Annotated in this window: 20 protein-coding genes and 1 tRNA gene; 10 read left to right on the top strand and 11 right to left on the bottom strand. The window is 54.9% G+C overall.

The annotated features are described in order from the left end of the window. The first annotated feature begins 24 nt into the window (after positions 1-24). Positions 25-651 (top strand): SOUL family heme-binding protein, encoded by a 627-nt coding sequence (locus tag Ga0123462_RS07840; protein ID WP_100265800.1) that lies wholly within the window; start codon positions 25-27, stop codon positions 649-651. Positions 652-741: 90 nt separating this feature from the next. On the opposite strand, the gene Ga0123462_RS07835 is transcribed toward Ga0123462_RS07840, so the two are convergent. Beyond that, positions 742-816: transfer RNA gene (locus Ga0123462_RS07835), tRNA-Met, on the bottom strand. A gap of 169 nt (positions 817-985) precedes the next feature. Between Ga0123462_RS07835 and Ga0123462_RS07830 the strand changes: the two genes are divergently transcribed. The 5 genes from Ga0123462_RS07830 to Ga0123462_RS07810 all read left to right on the top strand — a co-directional run bounded on the left by Ga0123462_RS07830 (position 986) and on the right by Ga0123462_RS07810 (position 6008). Then, positions 986-1627, top strand: a complete 642-nt coding sequence (locus Ga0123462_RS07830) for an HAD-IA family hydrolase (RefSeq protein ID WP_232726405.1) — start codon at positions 986-988, stop codon at positions 1625-1627. A gap of 93 nt (positions 1628-1720) precedes the next feature. Then, positions 1721-4042 (top strand): AsmA family protein, encoded by a 2322-nt coding sequence (locus Ga0123462_RS07825; protein WP_100265798.1) that lies wholly within the window; start codon positions 1721-1723, stop codon positions 4040-4042. Between the two features lie 60 nt (positions 4043-4102). Continuing rightward, entirely contained in the window at positions 4103-4720 is a 618-nt protein-coding gene (locus Ga0123462_RS07820) for an L-threonylcarbamoyladenylate synthase (RefSeq protein WP_100265797.1), read from the top strand. Positions 4721-4802: 82 nt separating this feature from the next. Beyond that, the gene (locus Ga0123462_RS07815) at positions 4803-5309 is read left to right on the top strand and encodes a YqhA family protein (RefSeq protein WP_100265796.1); all 507 of its coding nucleotides are present in this window, start codon (positions 4803-4805) and stop codon (positions 5307-5309) included. A gap of 9 nt (positions 5310-5318) precedes the next feature. Then, on the top strand, positions 5319-6008 hold the full coding sequence (locus tag Ga0123462_RS07810; RefSeq protein ID WP_198507319.1) for a potassium channel family protein: 690 nt from the start codon (positions 5319-5321) through the stop codon (positions 6006-6008). Between the two features lie 96 nt (positions 6009-6104). Here Ga0123462_RS07810 and Ga0123462_RS07805 read toward each other — a convergent pair whose 3' ends face one another. The 5 genes from Ga0123462_RS07805 to gatC are packed head-to-tail and all read right to left on the bottom strand — an operon-like array spanning position 6105 to position 13163. Further along, on the bottom strand, positions 6105-7307 hold the full coding sequence (locus Ga0123462_RS07805) for a pyridoxal phosphate-dependent aminotransferase (protein ID WP_100265795.1): 1203 nt from the start codon (positions 7305-7307) through the stop codon (positions 6105-6107). A gap of 60 nt (positions 7308-7367) precedes the next feature. Beyond that, positions 7368-9983 (bottom strand): hypothetical protein, encoded by a 2616-nt coding sequence (locus tag Ga0123462_RS07800; protein WP_157821314.1) that lies wholly within the window; start codon positions 9981-9983, stop codon positions 7368-7370. A gap of 8 nt (positions 9984-9991) precedes the next feature. Continuing rightward, the gene (gene gatB, locus Ga0123462_RS07795) at positions 9992-11422 is read right to left on the bottom strand and encodes an Asp-tRNA(Asn)/Glu-tRNA(Gln) amidotransferase subunit GatB (RefSeq protein ID WP_100265793.1); all 1431 of its coding nucleotides are present in this window, start codon (positions 11420-11422) and stop codon (positions 9992-9994) included. After that, the gene (gatA, locus tag Ga0123462_RS07790; RefSeq protein ID WP_100265792.1) at positions 11419-12885 is read right to left on the bottom strand and encodes an Asp-tRNA(Asn)/Glu-tRNA(Gln) amidotransferase subunit GatA; all 1467 of its coding nucleotides are present in this window, start codon (positions 12883-12885) and stop codon (positions 11419-11421) included. Before gatA ends, gatB begins: the two co-directional genes overlap by 4 nt. Next, complete coding sequence (gatC, locus tag Ga0123462_RS07785) at positions 12885-13163, bottom strand: Asp-tRNA(Asn)/Glu-tRNA(Gln) amidotransferase subunit GatC (RefSeq protein ID WP_100265791.1); 279 nt, start codon at positions 13161-13163, stop codon at positions 12885-12887. The genes gatA and gatC overlap by 1 nt, the downstream gene beginning before the upstream one ends. Positions 13164-13288: 125 nt before the next feature. Here gatC and Ga0123462_RS07780 point away from each other — a divergent pair, with 125 nt between their 5' ends. The 4 genes from Ga0123462_RS07780 (at position 13289) to Ga0123462_RS07765 (ending at position 16126) form a co-directional block, all read left to right on the top strand. Next, a complete protein-coding gene (locus Ga0123462_RS07780) occupies positions 13289-13834 on the top strand; it encodes a hypothetical protein (protein ID WP_157821313.1) in 546 nt (181 codons plus the stop codon). Positions 13835-13943: 109 nt separating this feature from the next. Continuing rightward, complete coding sequence (locus Ga0123462_RS07775; RefSeq protein ID WP_100265789.1) at positions 13944-14885, top strand: SH3 domain-containing protein; 942 nt, start codon at positions 13944-13946, stop codon at positions 14883-14885. 62 nt (positions 14886-14947) lie between these two features. Continuing rightward, positions 14948-15562: an arylesterase gene (locus Ga0123462_RS07770; protein ID WP_100265788.1), complete on the top strand. Its 615-nt coding sequence runs from the start codon at positions 14948-14950 to the stop codon at positions 15560-15562. Between the two features lie 69 nt (positions 15563-15631). Beyond that, positions 15632-16126 (top strand): DUF992 domain-containing protein, encoded by a 495-nt coding sequence (locus tag Ga0123462_RS07765; RefSeq protein ID WP_100265787.1) that lies wholly within the window; start codon positions 15632-15634, stop codon positions 16124-16126. Between the two features lie 9 nt (positions 16127-16135). On the opposite strand, the gene Ga0123462_RS07760 is transcribed toward Ga0123462_RS07765, so the two are convergent. The 5 genes from Ga0123462_RS07760 to radA are packed head-to-tail and all read right to left on the bottom strand — an operon-like array spanning position 16136 to position 20632. Further along, entirely contained in the window at positions 16136-16450 is a 315-nt protein-coding gene (locus Ga0123462_RS07760) for an antibiotic biosynthesis monooxygenase family protein (protein WP_100265786.1), read from the bottom strand. Beyond that, positions 16441-17178: an esterase/lipase family protein gene (locus tag Ga0123462_RS07755; protein WP_100265785.1), complete on the bottom strand. Its 738-nt coding sequence runs from the start codon at positions 17176-17178 to the stop codon at positions 16441-16443. The genes Ga0123462_RS07760 and Ga0123462_RS07755 overlap by 10 nt, the downstream gene beginning before the upstream one ends. After that, a complete protein-coding gene (gene purF, locus Ga0123462_RS07750) occupies positions 17175-18605 on the bottom strand; it encodes an amidophosphoribosyltransferase (RefSeq protein WP_100265784.1) in 1431 nt (476 codons plus the stop codon). Before purF ends, Ga0123462_RS07755 begins: the two co-directional genes overlap by 4 nt. A gap of 7 nt (positions 18606-18612) precedes the next feature. Continuing rightward, a complete protein-coding gene (locus Ga0123462_RS07745) occupies positions 18613-19209 on the bottom strand; it encodes a CvpA family protein (RefSeq protein WP_100265783.1) in 597 nt (198 codons plus the stop codon). A gap of 34 nt (positions 19210-19243) precedes the next feature. Continuing rightward, a complete protein-coding gene (gene radA / locus Ga0123462_RS07740) occupies positions 19244-20632 on the bottom strand; it encodes a DNA repair protein RadA (RefSeq protein ID WP_100265782.1) in 1389 nt (462 codons plus the stop codon). Between the last annotated feature and the right edge of the window lie 4 nt (positions 20633-20636).

Raw genomic sequence — 20636 nt, 5'->3', positions numbered from 1 at the left:
TGTGAGATCCAACTGGCGGTTTTGATGAAGAAACGAATCATTTGGATAGTAGCAGCTTTGCTGTTGATTTCTTTCGCGCTTTGGGGGCCTATTGTGAGTAATGTCGAGCAAGCTAGGTATACTGTGATTGAAACGTACGGAGAGATCGAAATCAGGGATTATGCTCCGATGATTGTGGCGGAAACCGAAGTGGCCGGTGAACGGAAAGATGCCATCGGCCAAGGGTTCAAAGTTATCGCCGATTATATTTTCGGCAATAACAGACAGTCTAATAAGGTGGCGATGACTGCGCCGGTCATGCAGCAGCCCAGTGGAAAAATAGCCATGACCGCACCAGTCATGCAGATGGCTGAAAACAGTGTATGGAAAATTCGATTTGTGATGCCGTCAAGTTATACTATGGCCACATTGCCAATTCCGAATAATGATAAAGTGAAGTTGCGGGAACTTCCTGGAAAACGCTTTGCGGTTATCCAGTTTTCTGGAACAGCAAGCCAATCAAGCATCAAAGAGCATAGTGAACTTCTTGCTGGTTTTATAAGCAGGCAAAATATGGCTGTGTTGTCTGAGCCAATATTCTCTTTTTTTAATCCACCCTGGACGCTCCCTTTTTTGCGAAGAAATGAAGTTATGCTGGAAATTTCTCGGTAAATGGTAATGCGTTAAATACAATCGACTGGGCGCTTGTTGATAAGAAAGACAAAGGGCCCGCAGTGATTAGCTGCGAGCCCTTTGTATGTTTGGTTGCGGGGGCCGGATTTGAACCGACGACCTTCGGGTTATGAGCCCGACGAGCTACCACTGCTCCACCCCGCGTCAGGGAGGCCGAACTATAGGGAGGCAACGCTCTCTGTCAACCGCTTAAAACGATGTCTGCTGTCTGCTGTTGACCGGCCAAAGCGTATCTCTAAAATCGGGATGTAACAGGGCGGCTGAACGGATGGCTGCATGCAAAGGATAGAAGATCATTACTCCCCAACCTTCATTGATACTTTTCGATTGTGACGGCACGCTGACCGATTCCCATGGCGCTATTGTTGAGGCAATGCAGCAGGCTTTTGAGAACAACGGCATTGCCAAGCCGGACGCTGAGTGCGTCAACCGGATTATCGGCCTCTCGTTACGTGAGGCAGTAAGAAGGCTGCTTCCGGAATCATCTGATGAAGCATTGCAGGAGCAGGTGAGGCAGGGCTACCGCGAGAGTTATCGCATCGCCGAGCAGCAGATCACCCTCTATCCGGGCGTGCGAGAGGTGCTCGATGAGCTCAAATTGCGCGGTTACTGGCTTGGTGTGGTGACCGGCAAGTCGCATCCGGGGCTGTTGCGTGTTCTTGAGAACTTTAATCTGCGCGATTACTTCTATGTGATCCGGACCGCAGACTGTACCCATTCCAAACCACATCCTGCCATGGTGAGCGAGTGTATGGTGGAGATGGGGGTACGGCCCGAGCAAACAACGGTAGTGGGCGATGCGCTCTATGATGTGCAGATGGCCAGGGCTGCCGGGGTGAGGTGCATCGGGGTATCCTTCGGTGTTGGCGAAAGTGAAGCGCTGCTGCAAGCGGGTGCCGAATGCGTGGTCGACGACTTTTTCAGCCTGCTGGACCATTTTCCCCCACTTCCGTGACCCATCGCTTTGGCCCACGATGCCACTGTCACTGATCCATGCTAGACTACCGGTAAGCAGGTCGTAAAAAGCGATTGATACAAGGAGTTTGCTATGACAACAGCGGTTACTAAAACAGTCCGTTATTCCCTAATAATTCTCGGACTACTGATTGTCGCACTGTTGGTCGCGCCTTTCTTTATCGATGTGAATACCTATAAAACCCAGATTGAGCAGGGTGTTGAAGATGCCACCGGGCGTAAGCTTACGATCGGCACGATCAGCGCATCACTTTTCCCTTGGATCGGCGTTGAACTGGAGGATGTGCATCTCGCGAATCGGGATGGCTTTGCTGCACGCGATTTTGCCAGCGTACAGAAGCTGAATGTGAAGCTGGCACTGTTGCCGCTGCTCTCGAAAAATATTGAGATCAAACACTTCGAAATTACATCACCCAATGTTTATCTTGAGCGCCATAAGGATGGCCAGACCAACTGGGGCGATCTGGTTGCATCCGAAGCAAGCTCTGGCGCTGCTCCTGCTGATTCGGCAGAAATGGCTACGGCAGATGCACCTGCATCTCCGGCACTGGCTGCCCTGCAGGCGGAGTCGCTGACACTTACAGATGGCGAGTTTACCTGGGCCGACGCTGAATCTGATCCTGTTGTGCTCTCCGCGTTGAATGTTGAACTCAATGATGTGCAGCTTGAGCGCCCTGTGGGTGTTAAGGTTTCAGGAAAACTCTCCGGTAACGCCTTTGATGTGGATGCCACAGTCGGGCCGCTCGGCGATCTCGCCAAACTCGATCCGGTGCAGCTGCCTGTACAGGGGCAGATCAAGGCCGACAAGGTCGAGCTGAAGGCTTTCAAGGAACTGATTAAGGAGTGGCCCGAACAGCTGGGCGATATCAACAGCGCATCGATCGGGCTGAATGCCAAGATGGAGCAGCGACCGGATGGGTTGAGGCTGGGTGAGGGCGAGGTTGTTCTCAATTCGCTGCTCAATATCAAGCTGGGCTGGAAGGTCGATATGGCCAAGCCTGATACCCTTGAGGTGCGTCGCGCTGCGCTTGCCGTCAACGGCAAGGATCTCTTGGAAGCACGCGGTAGTGTGAACCGGCTGACAACAGAGCCTGCATTCCAGCTGCGTGTTGACGGACAGCCGCTGGAACGCAGCTGGCTGGCCGCTTTTGCTCCTGAATTGAACAGCCTCTATGCGGGGCACCCTTCGCCATGGAAACAGATTAAGTTCGGGACACTTCTGGCAGGTGATGCCAAACAGGTGGAGATCCGGGACATGCAGCTGATGCTTGACCAGGAGCTGGTGCAGATCTCCGGTGCCGTGGTTTATGCTGTTCCCGATATACGCCTGCGCATTGCAACACGTGCACTGCACATGGACCCGTGGCTTCCACAGCCTAAAGAGGAGCAGGCAGCGTCAGGTGGAGTTGCTGCGGGCGGCCCCGCTTCTCCTGCTGCTGCAGGCAAGGTTGCGACCAAAGCCGCTGAAAAACCAGCTGAAGAACCTGATCTGCGTTTTCTGAAGCCGTGGCGAGTCACAGCCAAGGTGCAGGCAGATACCCTCTATTTGCGCGGGCTGCAGATGGGTAACTTCAATGTGAATATTAACGGCTCCGGAGGACAGTTCGATCTCAATCCGCTCCGTTTCAACCTTGCCGGCGGTAGCGTCACAGAGACGGCGAGCCTTAATGCGGCAGCTTTTCCGGCCAGCTGGAAAGAGTCGGTTCATATTACCGATGTGCAGGTCGGACCGCTTCTCAAGGCGCTGGCCGATATGGATATGCTCGAAGGCAAACTCTCGATGGATACCAATCTTAAGGCGACCGGCCTTACCCCAGCCGCTATGAAAACGCTGAATGGCGGTGGTAATGTGCTGATGGGCAATGGCAAGATCAAGGGTTTCGATATTGCCGGGGCGATTCGTAAATTTACCAATCCAATGGCGGCAATGGGACCTAAAGAGACAGACTTTTCACAGCTGTCAGGGAGTTTTACCGTCGACAATGGTATCGCCACCAATCAGGATCTTTTCATGGCATCTCCGCTGCTGCGTGTTACCGGCAACGGCACGGTTGACCTGGTCAGAAAACTGCTGGACTACCATATCAAACCACGTGTGGTCGGAACGCTGATAGGGCAGGGCGATTCAGCGGCAGTACGCCGCGGCCTGACCGTGCCGCTGCATATTACAGGACCGTTTGATGCACCGAGTGTAAAACCTGAGATCAGTGCATCGACAATTATTGAAAATGCACCTGCACTGCTGAACAAGGGCAAGGTTGGCGGCGCGCTCGGGAAAATTCTCGGCGGTGGAGCGCCTGCAAATCAGGATGCACCTGCCGATCAGCCGGCACCACCCCCTGAGTCACCTGAGAAGAAACTGCTGAAAGGGCTTGGCGGCGCCTTCGGTTTTTAGGAGCGTATAGCGTCAGGTGGTAGGGGTCGTCTCCGGGCGACTGAAGAGGAGAGGGAATTAATGCATCTGTTTGAACATCTCCGGTTGCATCCGGAGCGCCCGCAGATACGACAGATCAGGCGTGCTGTCGAACTGCTAAGGCAGGGACTGTTTGTCGCCGTGCCTACCGAGACTACCTATGTGCTGCTCTGTCTTCCTGAGTCGGGGAAGGCAGTCGCCAATATCACCAGATTAAGGCAACTGGATAGTTCGCACATGTGGTCGGTGGTATGTGCCGATCTGTCGCAGGCTGCCACCTGCGTGCGTATGGACAACCATGCCCACCGCATCCTTAAACGCTGCCTTCCTGGCCCCTATACCTTCATCCTGCCTGCCAGTTCATCATTACCTAAACGTATTTTCGGGAAACGCCGCGATGTCGGCATCCGGATTCCGGCACATCCTGTCTGTCAGATGCTGCTTGATGAGATAGGAGAGGTGCTGCTGGCTACAACGCTTCAGCTGCCCGGTAGCGCTGAACCCGAATATGATCCGGATGAGTTTGTGTTGCGCATCAAACACCTCTCCTGCGCTATTATGGATGCAGGATGGTGCGGCATGGTGCCGACTACAGTTGTCGATCTCTGTGGCGATGAGCCCGAGCTGCACCGGCAGGGAGCAGGAGAGTGGCCTGCCTGAGGGGTCATTTCTGTTCAAGTATGCTGACGATCGGAAGAAAAAAGTCTAAAGTCTGCAAAATTTTTTCACGATGAGGTTTTGAATGAAAAATTTTCTAGAGAAGCTGCTGTGGAGCTCGCGATACATGACAATTCTGGCCGTCTGGTCCTGCATTGTCGGCATGGCGCTTCTGTTTACGCTATCTGCCATAGATATGGGCAAGCTGCTTGTCGAATTTGTCGACGTTTATGTCTTTGGCCATGATGTTCCGAACTTCCATACTGTAGTGGTAAGCCATGTGATTACGGCCGTGGATGATTTCCTTCTCGCCATAGTGCTGCTGATTTTCGCCCTTGGTGTCTATGAATTGCATATCGATAAGCTCGACTTTATCCGTGAAAATGAGACGGCCGGTAAACTGCTGCAGATCGAAAGCCTTGATGACCTTAAAGACCGTCTTGGCAAAGTGATTCTGATGATCCTTATCGTCTCATTCTTCAAGAATGTGCTGAGCGTCAAATTCGATGACCCGCTCAATATTCTCTATATGGGTGGCGGCATATTCCTCGTAGCGCTGGCGAGTTATTTCGGCCATAAGGGCAGTCACTAACAAAAGGCTGTGACCAACAGAGATCTGTTTCGCCGCATTCTCGACGTCGGCCTGTTTGCGGCGACGATTGCAGCAGTTGCCCTCTCCTTTATCGAGGGTCTGCCTGAATGGGGGCTGATGGCGGTTCTGATTCTGTTTGTGGTGATGTTCTTCACCCGCTGGTGGGTGGCTGAGGATCGCAGAACATGGATGAAATCCAACTGGTTCGACCTGCTGCTGGTGGTTCTGCTTTCATCGCCGCTGCTGCGAATGCTGATGGCCCTGCGTATAGCCCACCTGCTACCGGCATTGAAGATCGGTGCATTGATCCGCTCCAACAAGGAGCGGCTGTTGCGTCTGCTGGTGCTCTCGGGTGAAAGCCTTCCCGCGGCGATGGCGACGCTTTTCGGTCTGGTCTTTGTTTTCGGCGCAGTCACTTTTTCTCTCGAGCATGGACATAATCCGCAATTCGGCGAACTCTCCGATGCGCTCTGGTGGGCTTTTGTGACCATTACGACCGTTGGTTACGGCGATATCGTTCCAATCACTGCTGGTGGCCGTGTGGTGGCCGTGATGACCATGGTTTTCGGAATCATCATCTACTCGCTGCTGGTGGCTAACCTGACCGTGTTCCTGAATGAGTACGGCAGGCGCCAGATGAAGGTATCTGCTATCGCTGTTGAGGATGACGCTGTGGATCGCGAATCGGATCAGAAGTAACAGGCCTTTGTCTTTGTCGCATGACCAGTGAAGCACTTAAACATCAAAATAAAAAAGGAGACCATTTGGTCTCCTTTTTAATGGTTCAGGTATCAACTAGCTGAGTGTGGTGGCTGCTTTAGCGATACGGTTAACAGCATCCTCAAGCACCTCCTGGCTGACGGCATAGGAGAAGCGAATGTGTCCCGGGGAACCGAACTCGGTGCCCGGCACCAGTGCAACACCGGCCTCTTCCAGTAACCACTCACACACCTTCACATCATCACTCAATGTGATTCCGCTTGGCGTGGTTTTCCCGATCCAGCCGTCCACTGAGGGGAAAACATAAAATGCACCATCAGGCATGATGGCATGCATGCCGGGGATGGCATTGATTGCCTCTACCAGCCAGGTGCGACGGGTCTCATAGGTGCGGACCATCTCATCAAGCTCATCGGTCGGGCCTGTCAGGGCAGCCAGGGCCGCCTTCTGGGCAATCGAGTTGGGGTTTGAGGTGCTCTGCCCCTGAATCTTGCCCATCGCCTTGATGATGACGGAAGGGCCTGCACAGAAGCCGATACGCCAGCCGGTCATGCAGTAGGCCTTGGATACACCATTGAGAGTGACAGTCTGATCCTTCAGGTCCGGGTTGACCTGCGCAAACGTGGCGAACTTCTTGCCATCAAAAAGGATCTTTTCATACATGTCGTCAGTCGCAACAATCAGGTCGGGATATTTACGAACGACCCTGCCGATATCGGCCAGCTCTTCCGCCGTATAGGCCATGCCTGTCGGGTTAGAGGGGGAGTTCAGGAAGAGTACTTTGCTATTCTCGCAGAGCACCTCTTCCAGCTGCGCTCCGGTTATCTTGAAGCTGTTCTCCGCTGTCGTGTTGACGATTACCGGAGTTCCCTCTGCCAGTTTCACCATATCCGGATAAGAGACCCAGTAGGGGGCGGGAATAATGGCACGGTCACCGGGGTTCATCACCGCCATCAGCAGGTTGAAGATACACTGTTTGCCGCCGGTGGAGACCATAATATCTTCAGGTGAGTAGTCGAGATCGTTGTCCCGCTTGAACTTTTCGGCAACTGCCTTGCGCAATTCAGGGATGCCCGCCACTGCAGTGTAGCGTGTGAATCCGGAGTTGATCGCCGCTATGCCTGCTTCACGGGCAGCCTTCGGCGTTTCGAAATCGGGTTCGCCAACGGAGAGTGAAATCACACTTTTTCCGGCAGCCCTCATTTCTGCAGCCTTGGCTGTGATCGCCAGTGTGGCGGATGGTTTAACCTGTTGAACGCGATTGGAAAGTCTTCTCATAATACCCTTAATGATGCCACGGAAACGGGAATGCTCAAGTGGCTTCGCGAGCCCGTTGCCTTACTGCAGCAGCTGCCACGAAAGTAGCGGCCAGTTGCCTCCGAGTGAGTAGGTTTTCGCCTTATCTTTGCTCTGCACTGCGCCGGATGTAGCGCCATCCATGGCGATTTCCGCTTTGCCGAGAAGCCTGACGCCATTGTAATCGAGCATCAGGTTGCTGATCTCTGTCTGATGTTCATTGATGCGGAAGCGGAAGCCGAATTGCTTGAATGCGTGCGAGATTCGTTCGGGCTTTTTAATGCCGAGATGCTCGCTCAGTGTGTCGGCTTCGCTCTGCCTGTTCCATTCTCCGCTATAGATCAGGATATCACCGTTGCTCTGCAGCCAGCTTTGCGCATTTAACTCGGGCAGTTTCCCATGCAGTTCGATGTTGGCATGAAGCCTTCCTTTCAAATCGGCCTGCAGCAGTGGTTTCACACCACCCAGTTGCTCTATTTGGATAGCTTTCAGGCGAACCACGCCAGCAATACCATAACTTCCCGATGCCGGGATGATCTCCAGTTTGGATGAGATAAGATGACCGTTGGCAAGCGAACCCTGAACATTCTCCAGTGCAATACTACCTTTGTGGACGCGGTAGTAGCCGTGTATGGCGCGGATACGGTTGCCCAGCAGAGCAACTTCGCCTTTGTGGATACGGCCGCGGATGTTCAACCCGTCGAGAAAAGAGGGAAGAGGCGGAAGCGCGTTGAAATCGAGCGATGCATCTAGGACATCGACATCGCCGGCATTTCTGGCGAAGTTCACCTCGCCCTGCAGTTCTGACTCTCCATAAGTTCCTTTGAGTAGCAGTTGTGATGATTTCAACAGCCCGTTTGTGGCTGTGACTGAGCCACTGTAGTGCCACTCGGGTGTTCCGAACGCATTCAGCTTCAAGTTTCCGCTCATCTGGTCGAACCAGTTGATATCTTTCTCTGAACCCTTACTCCAGGCAGTTTTGCCACTGCCTTCGACGTCGCCACGGTATTCGCTCAGTCCGCCGGGTAACAACACAGCATGGTTGTGCAGCTGATCGAAATGGAGGTGAAGCCCCTCAACTTCGATTTTGTGATTCTTTGTGTTCAACCATCGCGCCACCTGCAGTGATGAGTTGTCCAGAGTGCACTCTCTCAGCGTGATGACGTCCGGAATATTTTCAACCTTCGGCCACCTCAACTCCACATTGCAGGCAGCATCGATATTGGCGGGTTTGTCGAACAGAGATGGATAAGAGAGGGATGCCTGTTTCGCATCAAGATCCATTCTCAGGATTTTGCCGCTGATATGCTGCTGCAGTTCAATGCTTCCATTCATCATGCCTTTGGCATCAAGTTGCGGCTCGATCTCCAGCGAACTGAGCAGAAGGTTGGCAAGTGGCTCCCAGAGCGGCGCTTCGACATCACTTGCCTGAATACGCATCTCCTTTTTCCCGGATTGTAGCTGCATGCTTTCAATCGAAAGCTCCCCTTTAGCCTTTGGCGAAGTGAGAAGTACTCTGGCCAGCCAGCTTTTGCTGTCGCCCCGCAACTCAGCGGTTTGCATCTCAATCTCCGGTAGCGGGTACTGCTGCTCTTTGTGCAGGAACGAGGCATCTTTCAGTCGGAAGGCTGCGCTGCTGTCCCACCCCTGAGCACTCCACTGAACGAAGGCATTGATATCGGTCAGGCCGCTGATCTGTTGGTGGAAGGAGACAGATTCCGGCACAAGCGGGAACCATGTTTCCAGTTCGATGTTGTTGGCATCGAGACCCGTTTCGCACGCATCCTTCCGGCACTCGCCATTGATCGCGATCACCGCAGTCTCATTGAAATGGATGAAGCTGTCGTGCCAGATCAGTACGCCTGCTTCGGGATGCTCAAGCTTGCCGCGCAGTCTTAGCGGGGGGTCGCCGCTCTCCTCCAGAAGGGTCAATTCACCGAAAACCGCCCATGTCTGGTTGCGGGTAATGTCGAGTGTCAGTGAGCCGCTGATTTTCCCCGGAGACCCTTCAAACCAGGCGAAGACCGACTTTGGCGTGACTGTGCGCAGCCGGGTGGCCGGCACGCGATCGAATTTAAGTTTGCCGAAACCAGTTGAAATCTCGCCGTTGTAGAAGTTCAGCCGTCCATGCCCACCAACCGAGTGGCCGTCCTGTTTGGCCTGCAGTTCCCACAAGGTTTCCCTGTTGGCACCAATGTTTCTCAGCTCCAGATGCAGATTGTTCAGCAGGTCTTCGTCATCAAAGGTGCGAATCTGGCATCGAACCAGGTTGATGCGTTCAAATGGCAGCGAAGAGACCGCAGTGGAAGTCGGTTGCAGCGCTCTCGGTTGTACTTGAATCACGGCATCGTGGATATCCAGAGTATCGACCTCGATCTTCCCGAGCAGCAGCGGCAGCAAGCGGATGCCGATATTCATGTGACCGGCATTAACCCTGTAGTGCTCCTGCTTAAGCGTCACCTGATCCAGTCTCAGTCCGATACCATGCAGAAAAGAGAGCGAAGCCTTTTCTGCTTGCAGGCCGGCATCACTATAGCTCTCCATTTCGCGCTGCACATGGCCGTTGATGCTCTCAATATTGAGCCGGATAAGCAGCGTAATCGTAACGACAAGCAGAAGTGCGCCGGCTATAGCTATCCTGCGCACTTTCCTGGTCACTAAACGAATCAGCCTTGAAGCAGTTCTATCAGACGCTGATTGACCACTCCCGGATTGGCCTTGCCACGAGAAGCCTTCATCACCTGACCGACAAAGAAGCCGAGCAGCTTATCCTTGCCGGCGCGATAACCGGCCACCTGATCCGGATTGGCATCCATGATCTCTTTGATGATCGTGTCGATTGCACCGGTATCGGTCACCTGCTTAAGCCCCTTGGCTTCGATGATCTCATCAGCGGAGTCCTTTGAGGCCATCATGGCATCGAGTACATCTTTAGCAGTTTTTCCGTTAATGGTGTTGTCGGCGATACGCTCCAGAAGGCCAGCCAGACGGCTTGGAGATACCGGCGACTCGGTGATCTCCTTACCCGCCTCTTTCAGGCGTCCGAGCAGCTCATTGGCCATCCAGTTGGCACAGCGTTTCGGATCGGCCGGGTGGGCTGCAACCAGTGATTCATACCATGAGGCCAGTTCGCGTGTCTGGGTCAGCACATCGGCGTCGTAGGAGGAGAGGCCGTATTCTGTTTCGAAACGGTTGCGCAGCTGCCCTGGAAGCTCAGGCATGCCGGCGCGGATCGCATCGACCTCTGCCTGAGAAATACGCAGCGGCGGCAGATCAGGCTCGGGGAAGTAGCGGTAGTCGTGCGCCTCCTCCTTGCCACGCATGGAGCGTGATTCGCCCTTGTTCGGATCGAAGAGGCGGGTCTCCTGCACCACTTTACCACCATCTTCGATCAGTTCGATCTGGCGATTCACTTCATACTCGATCGCCTGTTTGATAAAGCGGAAAGAGTTGAGGTTTTTCAGTTCGGCACGAGTACCGAGCGGTTCACCCGGGCGGCGGACTGATACATTTGCGTCACAGCGGAACTGCCCCTTCTCCATATTGGCATCAGAGACATCAAGGAAGCAGACCAGCTGATGCAGTTGTTTAAGGTAGGCGATCGCTTCATCCGCAGAGCGCATATCAGGTTCTGATACAATCTCCATCAGCGGCACGCCGGAGCGGTTGAGGTCGATGTGAGAAACCCCGTCCAGCCCTTCGTGCATGGATTTTCCGGCATCCTCTTCCATGTGGATGCGGGTGATGCCGATACGTTTCTCGCCATCCTTGACCGGGATATCAAGATAGCCGTGCTCGACGATCGGCAGCGGGAACTGCGAAATCTGGTAGCCCTTCGGAAGATCCGGATAGAAATAGTTTTTGCGATCGAATTTCGACTCAAGATTGATGCGGGCATTAATCGCAAGCCCGGTCAGGACCGACTTGGTAGCCGCCTCCATATTCAGAACCGGCAGCTGCCCCGGCATGCCGAGACAGACCGGGCAGGTCTGAGTGTTGGGGTCGGCACCGAATTCGGTGGAGCATCCGCAGAAGAGCTTGGTCTTGGTGTTGACCTGAACGTGAACCTCGAGTCCGATAACAACTTCCCAACTCATGCTTCACCTCCAAAACCTGCCGGGACCCTGAGCCAGTCGGTGGCACCTTCATATGCCGATGCAGCCCCGAGAATCAGATCCTCGCGCCATGCCGGTGCAATCCACTGCAACCCGACAGGAAGCCCGTCAACAAAGCCACACGGCTGCGAGAGCCCCGGCAGCCCCGCCAGATTGACGGCAATAGTAAAGATATCGGCGAGGTACATGGTCAGCGGGTCATCCGTCTTTTCGCCCAGCTTGAAGGCGGTGATCGGGCTGGTCGGTGTGGCAATCAGATCAACCTTTTCAAAGGCGTTGATGAAATCCTGACGGATCAGCGTGCGCACGCGCTGCGCCTTGATGTAGTAGGCGTCATAATAACCGGATGAGAGTGCAAAGGTGCCGGTAAGAATGCGTCGTTTGACCTCAGAGCCGAAACCTTCATCGCGGCTGCGGGTGTACATGTCGAGCAGATCCTCAGGATCCTTGCAGCGATGGCCAAATCGAACACCATCGTAACGAGACAGGTTGGCCGATGCCTCACTAGGTGCGATGACATAGTAAGCTGCCACAGCCGCTTCGGTATGCGGAAGCGAGATGTCGATAATCTCGGCACCGAGCTCTTCACACTTGGCCAGTGCAGCTTCGATTGAGGCGCGAACATCCGCATCCATACCATCGATAAAATACTCTTTAGGCTTACCGATCTTTATTCCCTTCATATCTGTTTTGTCGCAGGCGCCCAGCCAGTCGACACTTGGAGCATCGGTAACCGAGGTGGAGTCCATCGAATCGTGGCCGGAGATCGCTGCTGTGATCATGGCGGAGTCTTTTACTGTGCGCGTCATTGGCCCTGCCTGATCAAGGGAAGAGGCGAAGGCGATGATGCCGCGGCGGGAGACGCGGCCGTAGGTTGGTTTAAGTCCTGTAATGCCGCAGATAGAGGCGGGCTGGCGGATTGAACCACCGGTATCTGTGCCAAGCGCTGCCGGGGCAAGGCCCGCGGCTACAGCTGCAGCGGAGCCGCCTGATGAGCCGCCCGGAATACGGTCGGTATCCCAGGGATTGCGACAGATGCCGAAGGCGGAGGTTTCAGTGGATGAGCCCATGGCAAATTCATCCATATTGGTCTTGCCGACCAGCACGGCACCGGCCGCTTTCAGCCTGGTGATTACATGTGCATCGTAGGGGGCATGGTAACCGCGCAGAATGTTTGAGCAGCACTGGGTAGGCCCGTCCTGTGTACAGAAGATATCCTTGATGGCAATCGGCAGCCCTTCCAGTGGACGGGGGCCATGTTTGGTGCGGTAGGCATCAGAGGCCTCGGCCTGTTCAAGTACATGCTTGGCATCGATATCGACAAAGGCATTGAGCGTTTCGTTATAGGTATCAATGCGGCCAAGGTAAAGTTTGGCCAGATCAACAGCAGTCGTTTCGCCGCTATCAAGCTTCGTTTTCAGTTCGGAAAGGGAGGTAAATGGCATTATTCGATCACCTTTGGGACAACATAAAGTCCTGATTCGGTTTTAGGAGCAGGGGCCTGCAGTTCATCACGGCGGTTGCTGTTGGTTACAACATCTGCGCGCTGCGGTATGGCGACATCGTGGGGGTGTGCGGTCGGCTCGATGCCATCGGTATCGACGCCGCTCAGGTGCTCCACATAGCCAATAATACTGGTCAGCTGCGGACCGAGCTCGGCGGCCTCGTCATCGGTCAGGCGAATGCGTGAAAGCATCGCTACTTTTCTTACGTCAATTTCCATACTTTTGCCTCTCTCTGAAATCGCTGCGAAGCATAGCCAAAATCAGGTTCTTACTCCACCGGTAAGCTTAGCCGCAGAATCTGCTAGTATTGCGGCATGGTCACCGAATCAGGAGGGTGTTTCAGTTGAACAGGGTGTTCACCATAGCAGTGGTTTTGCTTGCCTTTACACTTGCCGGTTGCTCTGCTCATAAGCCGGTTTCACAGGGTGCGGAACAGCAGAAGATCGATGCGTTGACCGCTGATCTTCTGTTGCTGGATCGCGCCATAGATCGACAGGCTGCAGTTATTGTTGCACGCACAGCGGTTCACTACTCCCTTGAACTGGCCGAAAAGTATGAAATTTTCGGCCCGCCGCGCATGCATAATCTGCTGGTTAATTTCGGCTTCAGGGAGCGTGGCCTCTGCTACCAGTGGGCCGATGACCTGCTGAAAAAGTTACTAAGCCTGAACTCGACCCGTTTTGATTTCTTCTACGCGGTAGCCAATCTGGGCAGTGATCTGCGTGAACATAACTCGGTGGTGGTGAGCGCCAAAGGGGCGGCTTTCGAAACAGGCATTGTTCTTGATGGCTGGCGGTATTCGGGTGATCTCTACTGGTCTGCAGTGAGCGAGGACAGCTACGAATGGTCGCAGCGCTATCCTGATCCGGGGCAGCAAACGTTGCGTTAAAGCCCTGTTTCCAGACACGACAGTAAGAATTTACAACATGGGGCAGGTCACAGAAATGTGATTTGGCCCCGCATAGGCTCTGCACTGAATTTTGCTGTGAGGTAGTGGCATGAGTGCAGAAAAGAGACCGATGGCTGACAACGGTGATGGTATGGAAGAGGAATCTAAGAGGCATCTGAACACTCGTCTTGATGAATTCATTTCGAGAGAGAAGCAGGAGCTGGTCGCCGGGGATGAGGATGAGGGGCAACAGCAGCGGCTGGATGACTTTCTGGATAAGCTGCATAAAGTCCATGATGAGGCTGCCGTGGCCGTCAATGAAGAGCCCTCACGGGAAAGTCGCTTCAATGTGTATAATATCGAAGAGCTGAACGAAAACAGAGCCTCTGGCAGGGGAGGTTCCAAGGCCATTCAGGCAGTCGCTGCGATTGTGGTGGCAGGCGTATTGGCAGGCGTTCTTTGGCTGGCGGGAGAGCAGCCCCCAAGGGCTGAAAAGAGGTTGGCAGATACTCCGGAAGCCAGCCAAGCAGAAGCGGTATCTGCTGCACCTCCGGCAGAGGAGAAGGCGAGAGCTGAGGAGCCGGTAGTCGCAGCAGTCCAGGCTAAAAAGCTCACGGTGGTGCTTTCGTTCGGCAATGTCAGAAGTGGCCCGAGCGGAGGGGCGGATGTGATCACCCAGTTGAAAAAAGGGGATGTGGTTACCGAACTGGAGGCCAAATGGGGATGGCATAACATCCGTCTGGCTGATGGTCGGGAAGGGTGGGCATACCAGAGCCTGTTTGTAGTGCCGGCAGCGGCAAGCGTGGCGCAAGATGTTGCAGCAGAGGAGTCTGAGGTAAAAGCAGCTGCCGTTGAAGCATCGCAAGCCACGCCGGAAGCGTCCGTTTCGACGTTGCAGGTTAGCCCGGAATCAGAAGTGGCTTCAGAACCACAGACGAAGCCGGAGGTTGCGGTAGCAGAAGAGGCCGCGACCCTTTCGGATGAGCCTGCCAGTAGTAGCGTGACGGATATGGCACCGGTTCAGGAACAGCAGGAGAAAACCTCCGAGTAGCCCGCCATTGCCAGGAAACAGAGAAGGGTGCTAGCTGAGTCAGGAGCGGCTATCATTACCTTATGGCGTTATTGATTCAGCGAACTCTGTATGGCCTGTTGGCATCACTGCTGTTGCTCTCCTGTTCCTCGCAGCCGGAGTTGCCAAAGCTGTCCCCCGGAGCGGTGATTCTGGCATTCGGTGATAGTCTTACCTACGGAACGGGTGCAAGGCGGGACGAGGCCTATCCGGCGATTCTTGGGAACCTGACCGGCCACAGGGTTGTCAATGCAGGTGTGCCGGGCGAGGTGACTGAGGATGGGCTCAAGCGCTTGCCCGGCGTGCTTGATGATCTGCGTCCGGAGCTGCTGATTCTCTGCCACGGCGGCAATGACCTGATCAGGAAAAAGGGGAAAGCGCAGGCATCGGCCAATCTGCGCAGTATGATTGAAGAGGCACGGCAGCGCGGTATTCCGGTATTGCTGATAGCTGTGCCGGAACCGGGCATCCTGCTTTCTGTTCCAGAGTTTTACAGCGCGATTTCTGAAGAGATGCACCTTCCGCTTGAAGATTCCATTCTGGCAGAGCTGCTATCATCCAGATCACTGAAATCCGATGCAATTCATCCCAACGCTGAGGGCTATCGGCTTATGGCCGAGGCGGTGTACCGGAGGATGGCGGAATCCGGGGCGCTGTAGCGGCCAGGGTGGCATGCTGCTATAATGAATCTGCTGCGGTGCTGCCTTTTGCCGCAACTGGAGGTCACCATGAATCCGTTGTCTGCTGTTTTGCTGACCAGCTTGATGATACTCTCATCCCCTGCACTGGCGGCGCATCCCGATGCCCCCTCTAAACAGGTCGGAACGCTGACCTGTACCATCCTGCCTCACACCGGAATCAATCTGCTGATTCATTCAACCAGGGATATCCGTTGTGAATTCAAGTCGACCTCAGAAGGGGCTGTCGAGCGATATAAGGGAGAAACCGGAATCGGTTTTGGTCTTGATGTTACTTTCAAGAAAGGTTCGGTTCTGGTTTATTCGGTTCTTGCCGATCATTTCAAACAGAACACGAACCAGCTGGCAGGAAAATATTCCGGTGCCAGAGGCAGCGTTACCACCTTCGGTGCAACGGTTGGGGATATCGCCCCGATTGAGAAGGATGACGGAACTGTTTCCCTGCAGCCGATCAGAGTCCGGAACAAGGGGGTCGGAGCAACACTCGGCTTCACCTATATCTATCTGGAGCCGGATAGTGATTAAGCCGCTGAATTAACCGCCTGAGTCTGTTACCGATTCAAACATCTCCAGTTTCGAGGGGGCGATAAACCATGCTGGCGGTGTCTGCCCGGCCTTTTCATGTGCTTTGCGGAAGGCCTCCGACCTGGTCCATGCTTCAAAGGCTGAGCGGGACTCCCACATGGTCATCACCACATGCTGATTTGTCGTATCAGATTCTGGCCTTAATACAGCGTTACGGATAAATCCCGGTTCGCCATCGACAAGGCCCGCGCGCTCCCTGAAACGCGCCTCAAAGGCTGGCCAGTGTTCGGGATCGATTGTGAAGCGATTCATGGTTACAAACATGCTCTCTCCTTCTTTGCAGCGCTCTCCGCTTTGATCCATTCGCCGATATCGCGATATACAGGGAGCATATCGAATGGCGTCCGCTTTCTGAAGGGGTTGAACCAGAAGTTGCGCCGGATCAGTTCAAAATGGTCGCAGGGGAGTGTGGCGATATGATCTCCCCACTGTCCCGAAGTAACGGAAACCTGACTGTCGTTGTCACCCTCATGCTGCTGAATACAGCGGCCATAACGGCGGACTATCCACGGTTGCTCATGCAGCGGCCGCTTTGCAGTGTAGCTGCGATAGATGATATGCGGCTGATCGGGAGTGGTGCTGTTGAAATGCGCCATCTTTTTCATAGTCAGGCAGCGGATGCCGGCAAAGATTCGAAACGGGGATATATGGCGGCAGATGTGGTCTGCAGCAGAGGAGCCGTGGTGAGGCGAAGCCAGCGTTGTCAGGCTTGCCACTTTCTCACCGCCACCAAGCCGGCTTATCCAGAAACGGGCATCAATTCCGCCCATGGAGTGGGCAACCAGGTGCAGTGCTCCCGCTTCCTGTTGCAGTTGGCGGGCAAGAGAGTTGCCACGTGCCTCAACGCTTCCCGCCCATGGCAGTCGTGGTGCGATGACGCGCATCCCCATGCTTTCAAGCAGCGGGCGTACGCCCTGAAAATATTCTGACCAGAGGAGTTTTCTGAAACCAAACAGGCCATGAATCAGTACGACCGTTGGTCGTGAACTCATTGCTTCTTGTTATGAATCTTCAACAGTGAAAGCTGTGGTGAGCGTGGCCCCTCAATCGGTACGGGATAGTCACCCGAGAAGCAGGCATCGCAGTGTGCCTCACGGGGCTTGCCAACTGCATTGTACATGCCTTCGAAGCTGACAAAGGCGAGCGAGTCGGCGCCGATCGCCTTGCGCATCTCTTCCAGATCCATTTTGTTGGCCATCAGTTCATCGGCATCCGGTGTGTCGACGCCGTAGAAGCAGGAGTATTTGGTCGGCGGGCTGGAGATGCGCATGTGAATTTCAGCAGCACCTGCGGCGCGTACCATCTCGACAATCTTTCGGCTGGTCGTGCCGCGAACAATAGAGTCATCCACCAGAACCACGCGTTTGCCGGCGATAAGTTCGCGGTTGGGGTTCAGCTTCAGTTTTACGCCAAAGTTGCGGATCGACTGTTTGGGTTCGATAAACGTGCGGCCGACATAGTGGTTGCGGATCAGCCCCATCTGGAAGGGGATGCCGGAAGCTTCAGCGAAGCCCATAGCAGGCGGAACACCGGAGTCAGGAACGGGAACAACGATATCTGCCTCGGCGGGTGACTCTTTCGCCAGTTCCATGCCGATTTTATACCTTGCCTTGTAGACATTGATGCCCTCAAGCGTGGAGTCAGGGCGAGCAAAATAGACATATTCGAAGACACAGAAGTGCGGCTTGCATGGGCCAAATGGCCGGTAGCTTGTCAGGCCGGTATCCTCAATAACAACCATCTCGCCCGGTTCAATATCGCGCACATATTTGGCGCCGATCAGGTCGAATGCACAGGTCTCCGATGCCAGCACCCAGGAGTCGTCCAGTTTGCCGAGCACCAGTGGGCGGATGCCGTCACGGTCGCGAACGCCTACCAGTCGTTTCTCCACCAGCACCAGCAGCGAGAAGCCGCCGGCCAGCTGCCTGACTGCTTCGATCAGGCGTTCAGGCATGGTGGCTGCCTGACTGCGCGCTACCAGGTGAATCAGCACCTCGGTATCAGAGGTGGACTGGAAGATCGAGCCGTTTTTCTCAAGCTCTTTGCGCAGATCAGGGGCATTGACGATGTTGCCGTTATGGCACATGGCGATGCCGCCATGGGCATATTCATATGAGAAGGGCTGACAGTTGCGCAGGCCTGAGTCACCGGAAGTGGAGTAGCGCACATGGCCGATACCATGTCTGCCCTTAAGTTCCTTGATCTCGGATTTGTGGAAGATGTCAGCAACAAGCCCCATGCCGCGATGGGTGTGGAAGCTGTGGCCGTCGGTGCAGACCATGCCGGCAGACTCCTGGCCGCGGTGCTGCTGCGAGTAGAGACCGAGGTAGGTAAGGTTGGCCGCCTCGGGGTGATCGAACACGCCGAATACACCGCACTCGTCGTGGAAATGATCGTTCTTGTCGCATTCAACGCTCATAGATGCCTCATTGTGTACTGTTTTCCAGAATGGCTTTCAAAGCTTCCTTGTCTTTAACCGGAATTGCAACATCCGTCAGACGGGCGCTGCTGTTCTGCGGAGCTGCTTTTTTCGCTGCTCCCTGTCTCGAGAAAGGGTAACCTTCAGGGATCACGCCACCGAGCATTTCACCCAGTTCAATGGCGTAGGGGCTGAGCATGCTCTGTTTCAGCCAGGGCGCATCGGGCTTGCTGTAGGATGTGTAGACCAGAAATGCGAGCGCGATCAGCAGCATGCCGCGGGCGGCACCGAAAAAGATTCCGAGCGTACGGTCTGTTGCGGTGAGTGCAGCCAGATCAACCAGCCGGCGGATAATCGCGCCGATCAGTCCGACCAGAATCATAACAATAATAAAAACGAGGGCGAAGCCGGCAATGTCTGCGACGGTTGCATTGCCGATCCACTGACCGAGGAAATCTCCGGTCTGGCCGGAGAGGCGGCTGGCGGCCAGAAATGCCAGGACAAGCCCGATCAGAGAGATCACTTCGCGAACAAATCCGCGCCAAAGCGACAGGACCATCGAGAGGCCGACAATTGCAATCAGAATATAATCAACAAAATTCAATGTTGTCCTCTATTAATCCGCACCCGAAATCCTTTCAGGTCAACAGTTTCTGTACTGCGTCAGACAGGTGTCTGACCGCTGACAGCCGGAGTGGGGAACCGCTTTCGCCGCGCATGTTAGCAATGATATTTGCCTTCTGCACCCTCTGGTGATTTTCCCCGGGCAGCAGCAGATGCGTGAAGCCCAGGTTTGCCGCCTCCCTTGCCCGAGACTCCGGCTGCCCGACCGGGCGAACCTCACCAGTCAGGCCGACTTCGCCGAACAGCGCCACATCATCAGCCACAGGCCGCTCCTGAAATGCAGAGACCATGGCCAGCAGCACGGCAAGATCGGCAGCAGGCTCGGCAATGCGGGCGCCGCCGGCAATGTTGACGTAAACATCGTGCTGCGAGAGCGGTATCCCGATGCGCCGCTCCAGCACGGCAGTGAGCATGGCGACACGGCCTGTATCGAGGCCGACCGCTGAGCGCTTTGGTGTGGAGTAGACCGTTGGCGCAACCAGTGCCTGCACCTCCACCAGCAATGGGCGTGTTCCCTCCATGCAGGCAAGCACGACGGAGCCGGGGGTGTCGGTGCTGCGTTCGGCAAGAAAAAGGCGCGAGGCGTCGCGGATGCCGATCAGGCCGCGGTCGGTCATTTCAAAAACGCCGATCTCGCCTGCCGGACCAAAACGGTTTTTAACCGTTCTCAGAATTCTATGGGCGTGGCCGCGATCCCCTTCGAAATAGATCACCGCATCCACCATGTGCTCGAGCACGCGCGGGCCCGCCAGCGCCCCCTCCTTGGTCACATGTCCGACCAGGATCAGGGCATGGCCTGTCTGTTTGGCATTCTGGATCAGGGCTGCAGCACAGTCGCGCACCTGTGAAACCGTGCCGGGCGCACTGCTCAGGCGATTGCTTACCGTGGTCTGGATGGAGTCGACGATCACCGTTTCCGGTTTGACTTCACCGATAGTCGCCAGCATCGATTCCAGTTCGCATGCGGAAACCAGCAGCAGGTTCTCATGCATCGATTCGATACGTTCGCCGCGCAGGTGCACCTGCGTGATCGACTCCTCGCCGGTAATATAGAGTACCGGTCTGTTGCCATGAGCCGCCAGTCTGGCCGCTGCCTGCAGCAGCAGGGTCGATTTTCCGATGCCCGGGTCACCTCCGATCAGGACGGCGGAACCCGGCACAATTCCGCCCCCCAGAACCCGGTCCAGCTCTTCAATGCGTGAGGAGCGACGCGGGTTCGATTCGCGGTTGATGCTGGTGATCGGTGATGTGGCAAGTGCTTTGCCTTTACCGCCGGTTCGTTTCAGGCCGGCCTCTATCACCTGCTCACTGATGCTGTTCCAGTCGCCGCAATCGGGGCACTGGCCTATCCATTTGCGATGTTCTGCACCGCAGCTTTGGCAGACAAATATCGATTTCGCCATCCCT

It is taken from the genome of Mariprofundus ferrinatatus, assembly GCF_002795825.1.
Taxonomy (GTDB): domain Bacteria; phylum Pseudomonadota; class Zetaproteobacteria; order Mariprofundales; family Mariprofundaceae; genus Mariprofundus; species Mariprofundus ferrinatatus.
The sequence above is the reverse complement of the archived record's forward strand: the minus strand, read 5'-3'. Positions and strand labels throughout refer to the sequence as shown.

What these genes read in the sequence shown, in the direction of transcription:
- gatC (WP_100265791.1), bottom strand. Translation starts at nt 13,163, where the DNA reads ATGGAAATTGACGTAAGAAAAGTAGCGATGCTTTCACGCATTCGCCTG.
- gatB (WP_100265793.1), bottom strand. Translation starts at nt 11,422, where the DNA reads ATGAGTTGGGAAGTTGTTATCGGACTCGAGGTTCACGTTCAGGTCAAC.
- Ga0123462_RS07820 (WP_100265797.1), top strand. Translation starts at nt 4,103, where the DNA reads ATGCATCTGTTTGAACATCTCCGGTTGCATCCGGAGCGCCCGCAGATA.
- Ga0123462_RS07770 (WP_100265788.1), top strand. Translation starts at nt 14,948, where the DNA reads ATGGCGTTATTGATTCAGCGAACTCTGTATGGCCTGTTGGCATCACTG.
- gatA (WP_100265792.1), bottom strand. Translation starts at nt 12,885, where the DNA reads ATGCCATTTACCTCCCTTTCCGAACTGAAAACGAAGCTTGATAGCGGC.
- Ga0123462_RS07765 (WP_100265787.1), top strand. Translation starts at nt 15,632, where the DNA reads ATGAATCCGTTGTCTGCTGTTTTGCTGACCAGCTTGATGATACTCTCA.
- Ga0123462_RS07755 (WP_100265785.1), bottom strand. Translation starts at nt 17,178, where the DNA reads ATGAGTTCACGACCAACGGTCGTACTGATTCATGGCCTGTTTGGTTTC.
- radA (WP_100265782.1), bottom strand. Translation starts at nt 20,632, where the DNA reads ATGGCGAAATCGATATTTGTCTGCCAAAGCTGCGGTGCAGAACATCGC.
- Ga0123462_RS07760 (WP_100265786.1), bottom strand. Translation starts at nt 16,450, where the DNA reads ATGTTTGTAACCATGAATCGCTTCACAATCGATCCCGAACACTGGCCA.
- Ga0123462_RS07825 (WP_100265798.1), top strand. Translation starts at nt 1,721, where the DNA reads ATGACAACAGCGGTTACTAAAACAGTCCGTTATTCCCTAATAATTCTC.
- Ga0123462_RS07805 (WP_100265795.1), bottom strand. Translation starts at nt 7,307, where the DNA reads ATGAGAAGACTTTCCAATCGCGTTCAACAGGTTAAACCATCCGCCACA.
- Ga0123462_RS07840 (WP_100265800.1), top strand. Translation starts at nt 25, where the DNA reads ATGAAGAAACGAATCATTTGGATAGTAGCAGCTTTGCTGTTGATTTCT.
- Ga0123462_RS07775 (WP_100265789.1), top strand. Translation starts at nt 13,944, where the DNA reads ATGAGTGCAGAAAAGAGACCGATGGCTGACAACGGTGATGGTATGGAA.
- purF (WP_100265784.1), bottom strand. Translation starts at nt 18,605, where the DNA reads ATGAGCGTTGAATGCGACAAGAACGATCATTTCCACGACGAGTGCGGT.
- Ga0123462_RS07815 (WP_100265796.1), top strand. Translation starts at nt 4,803, where the DNA reads ATGAAAAATTTTCTAGAGAAGCTGCTGTGGAGCTCGCGATACATGACA.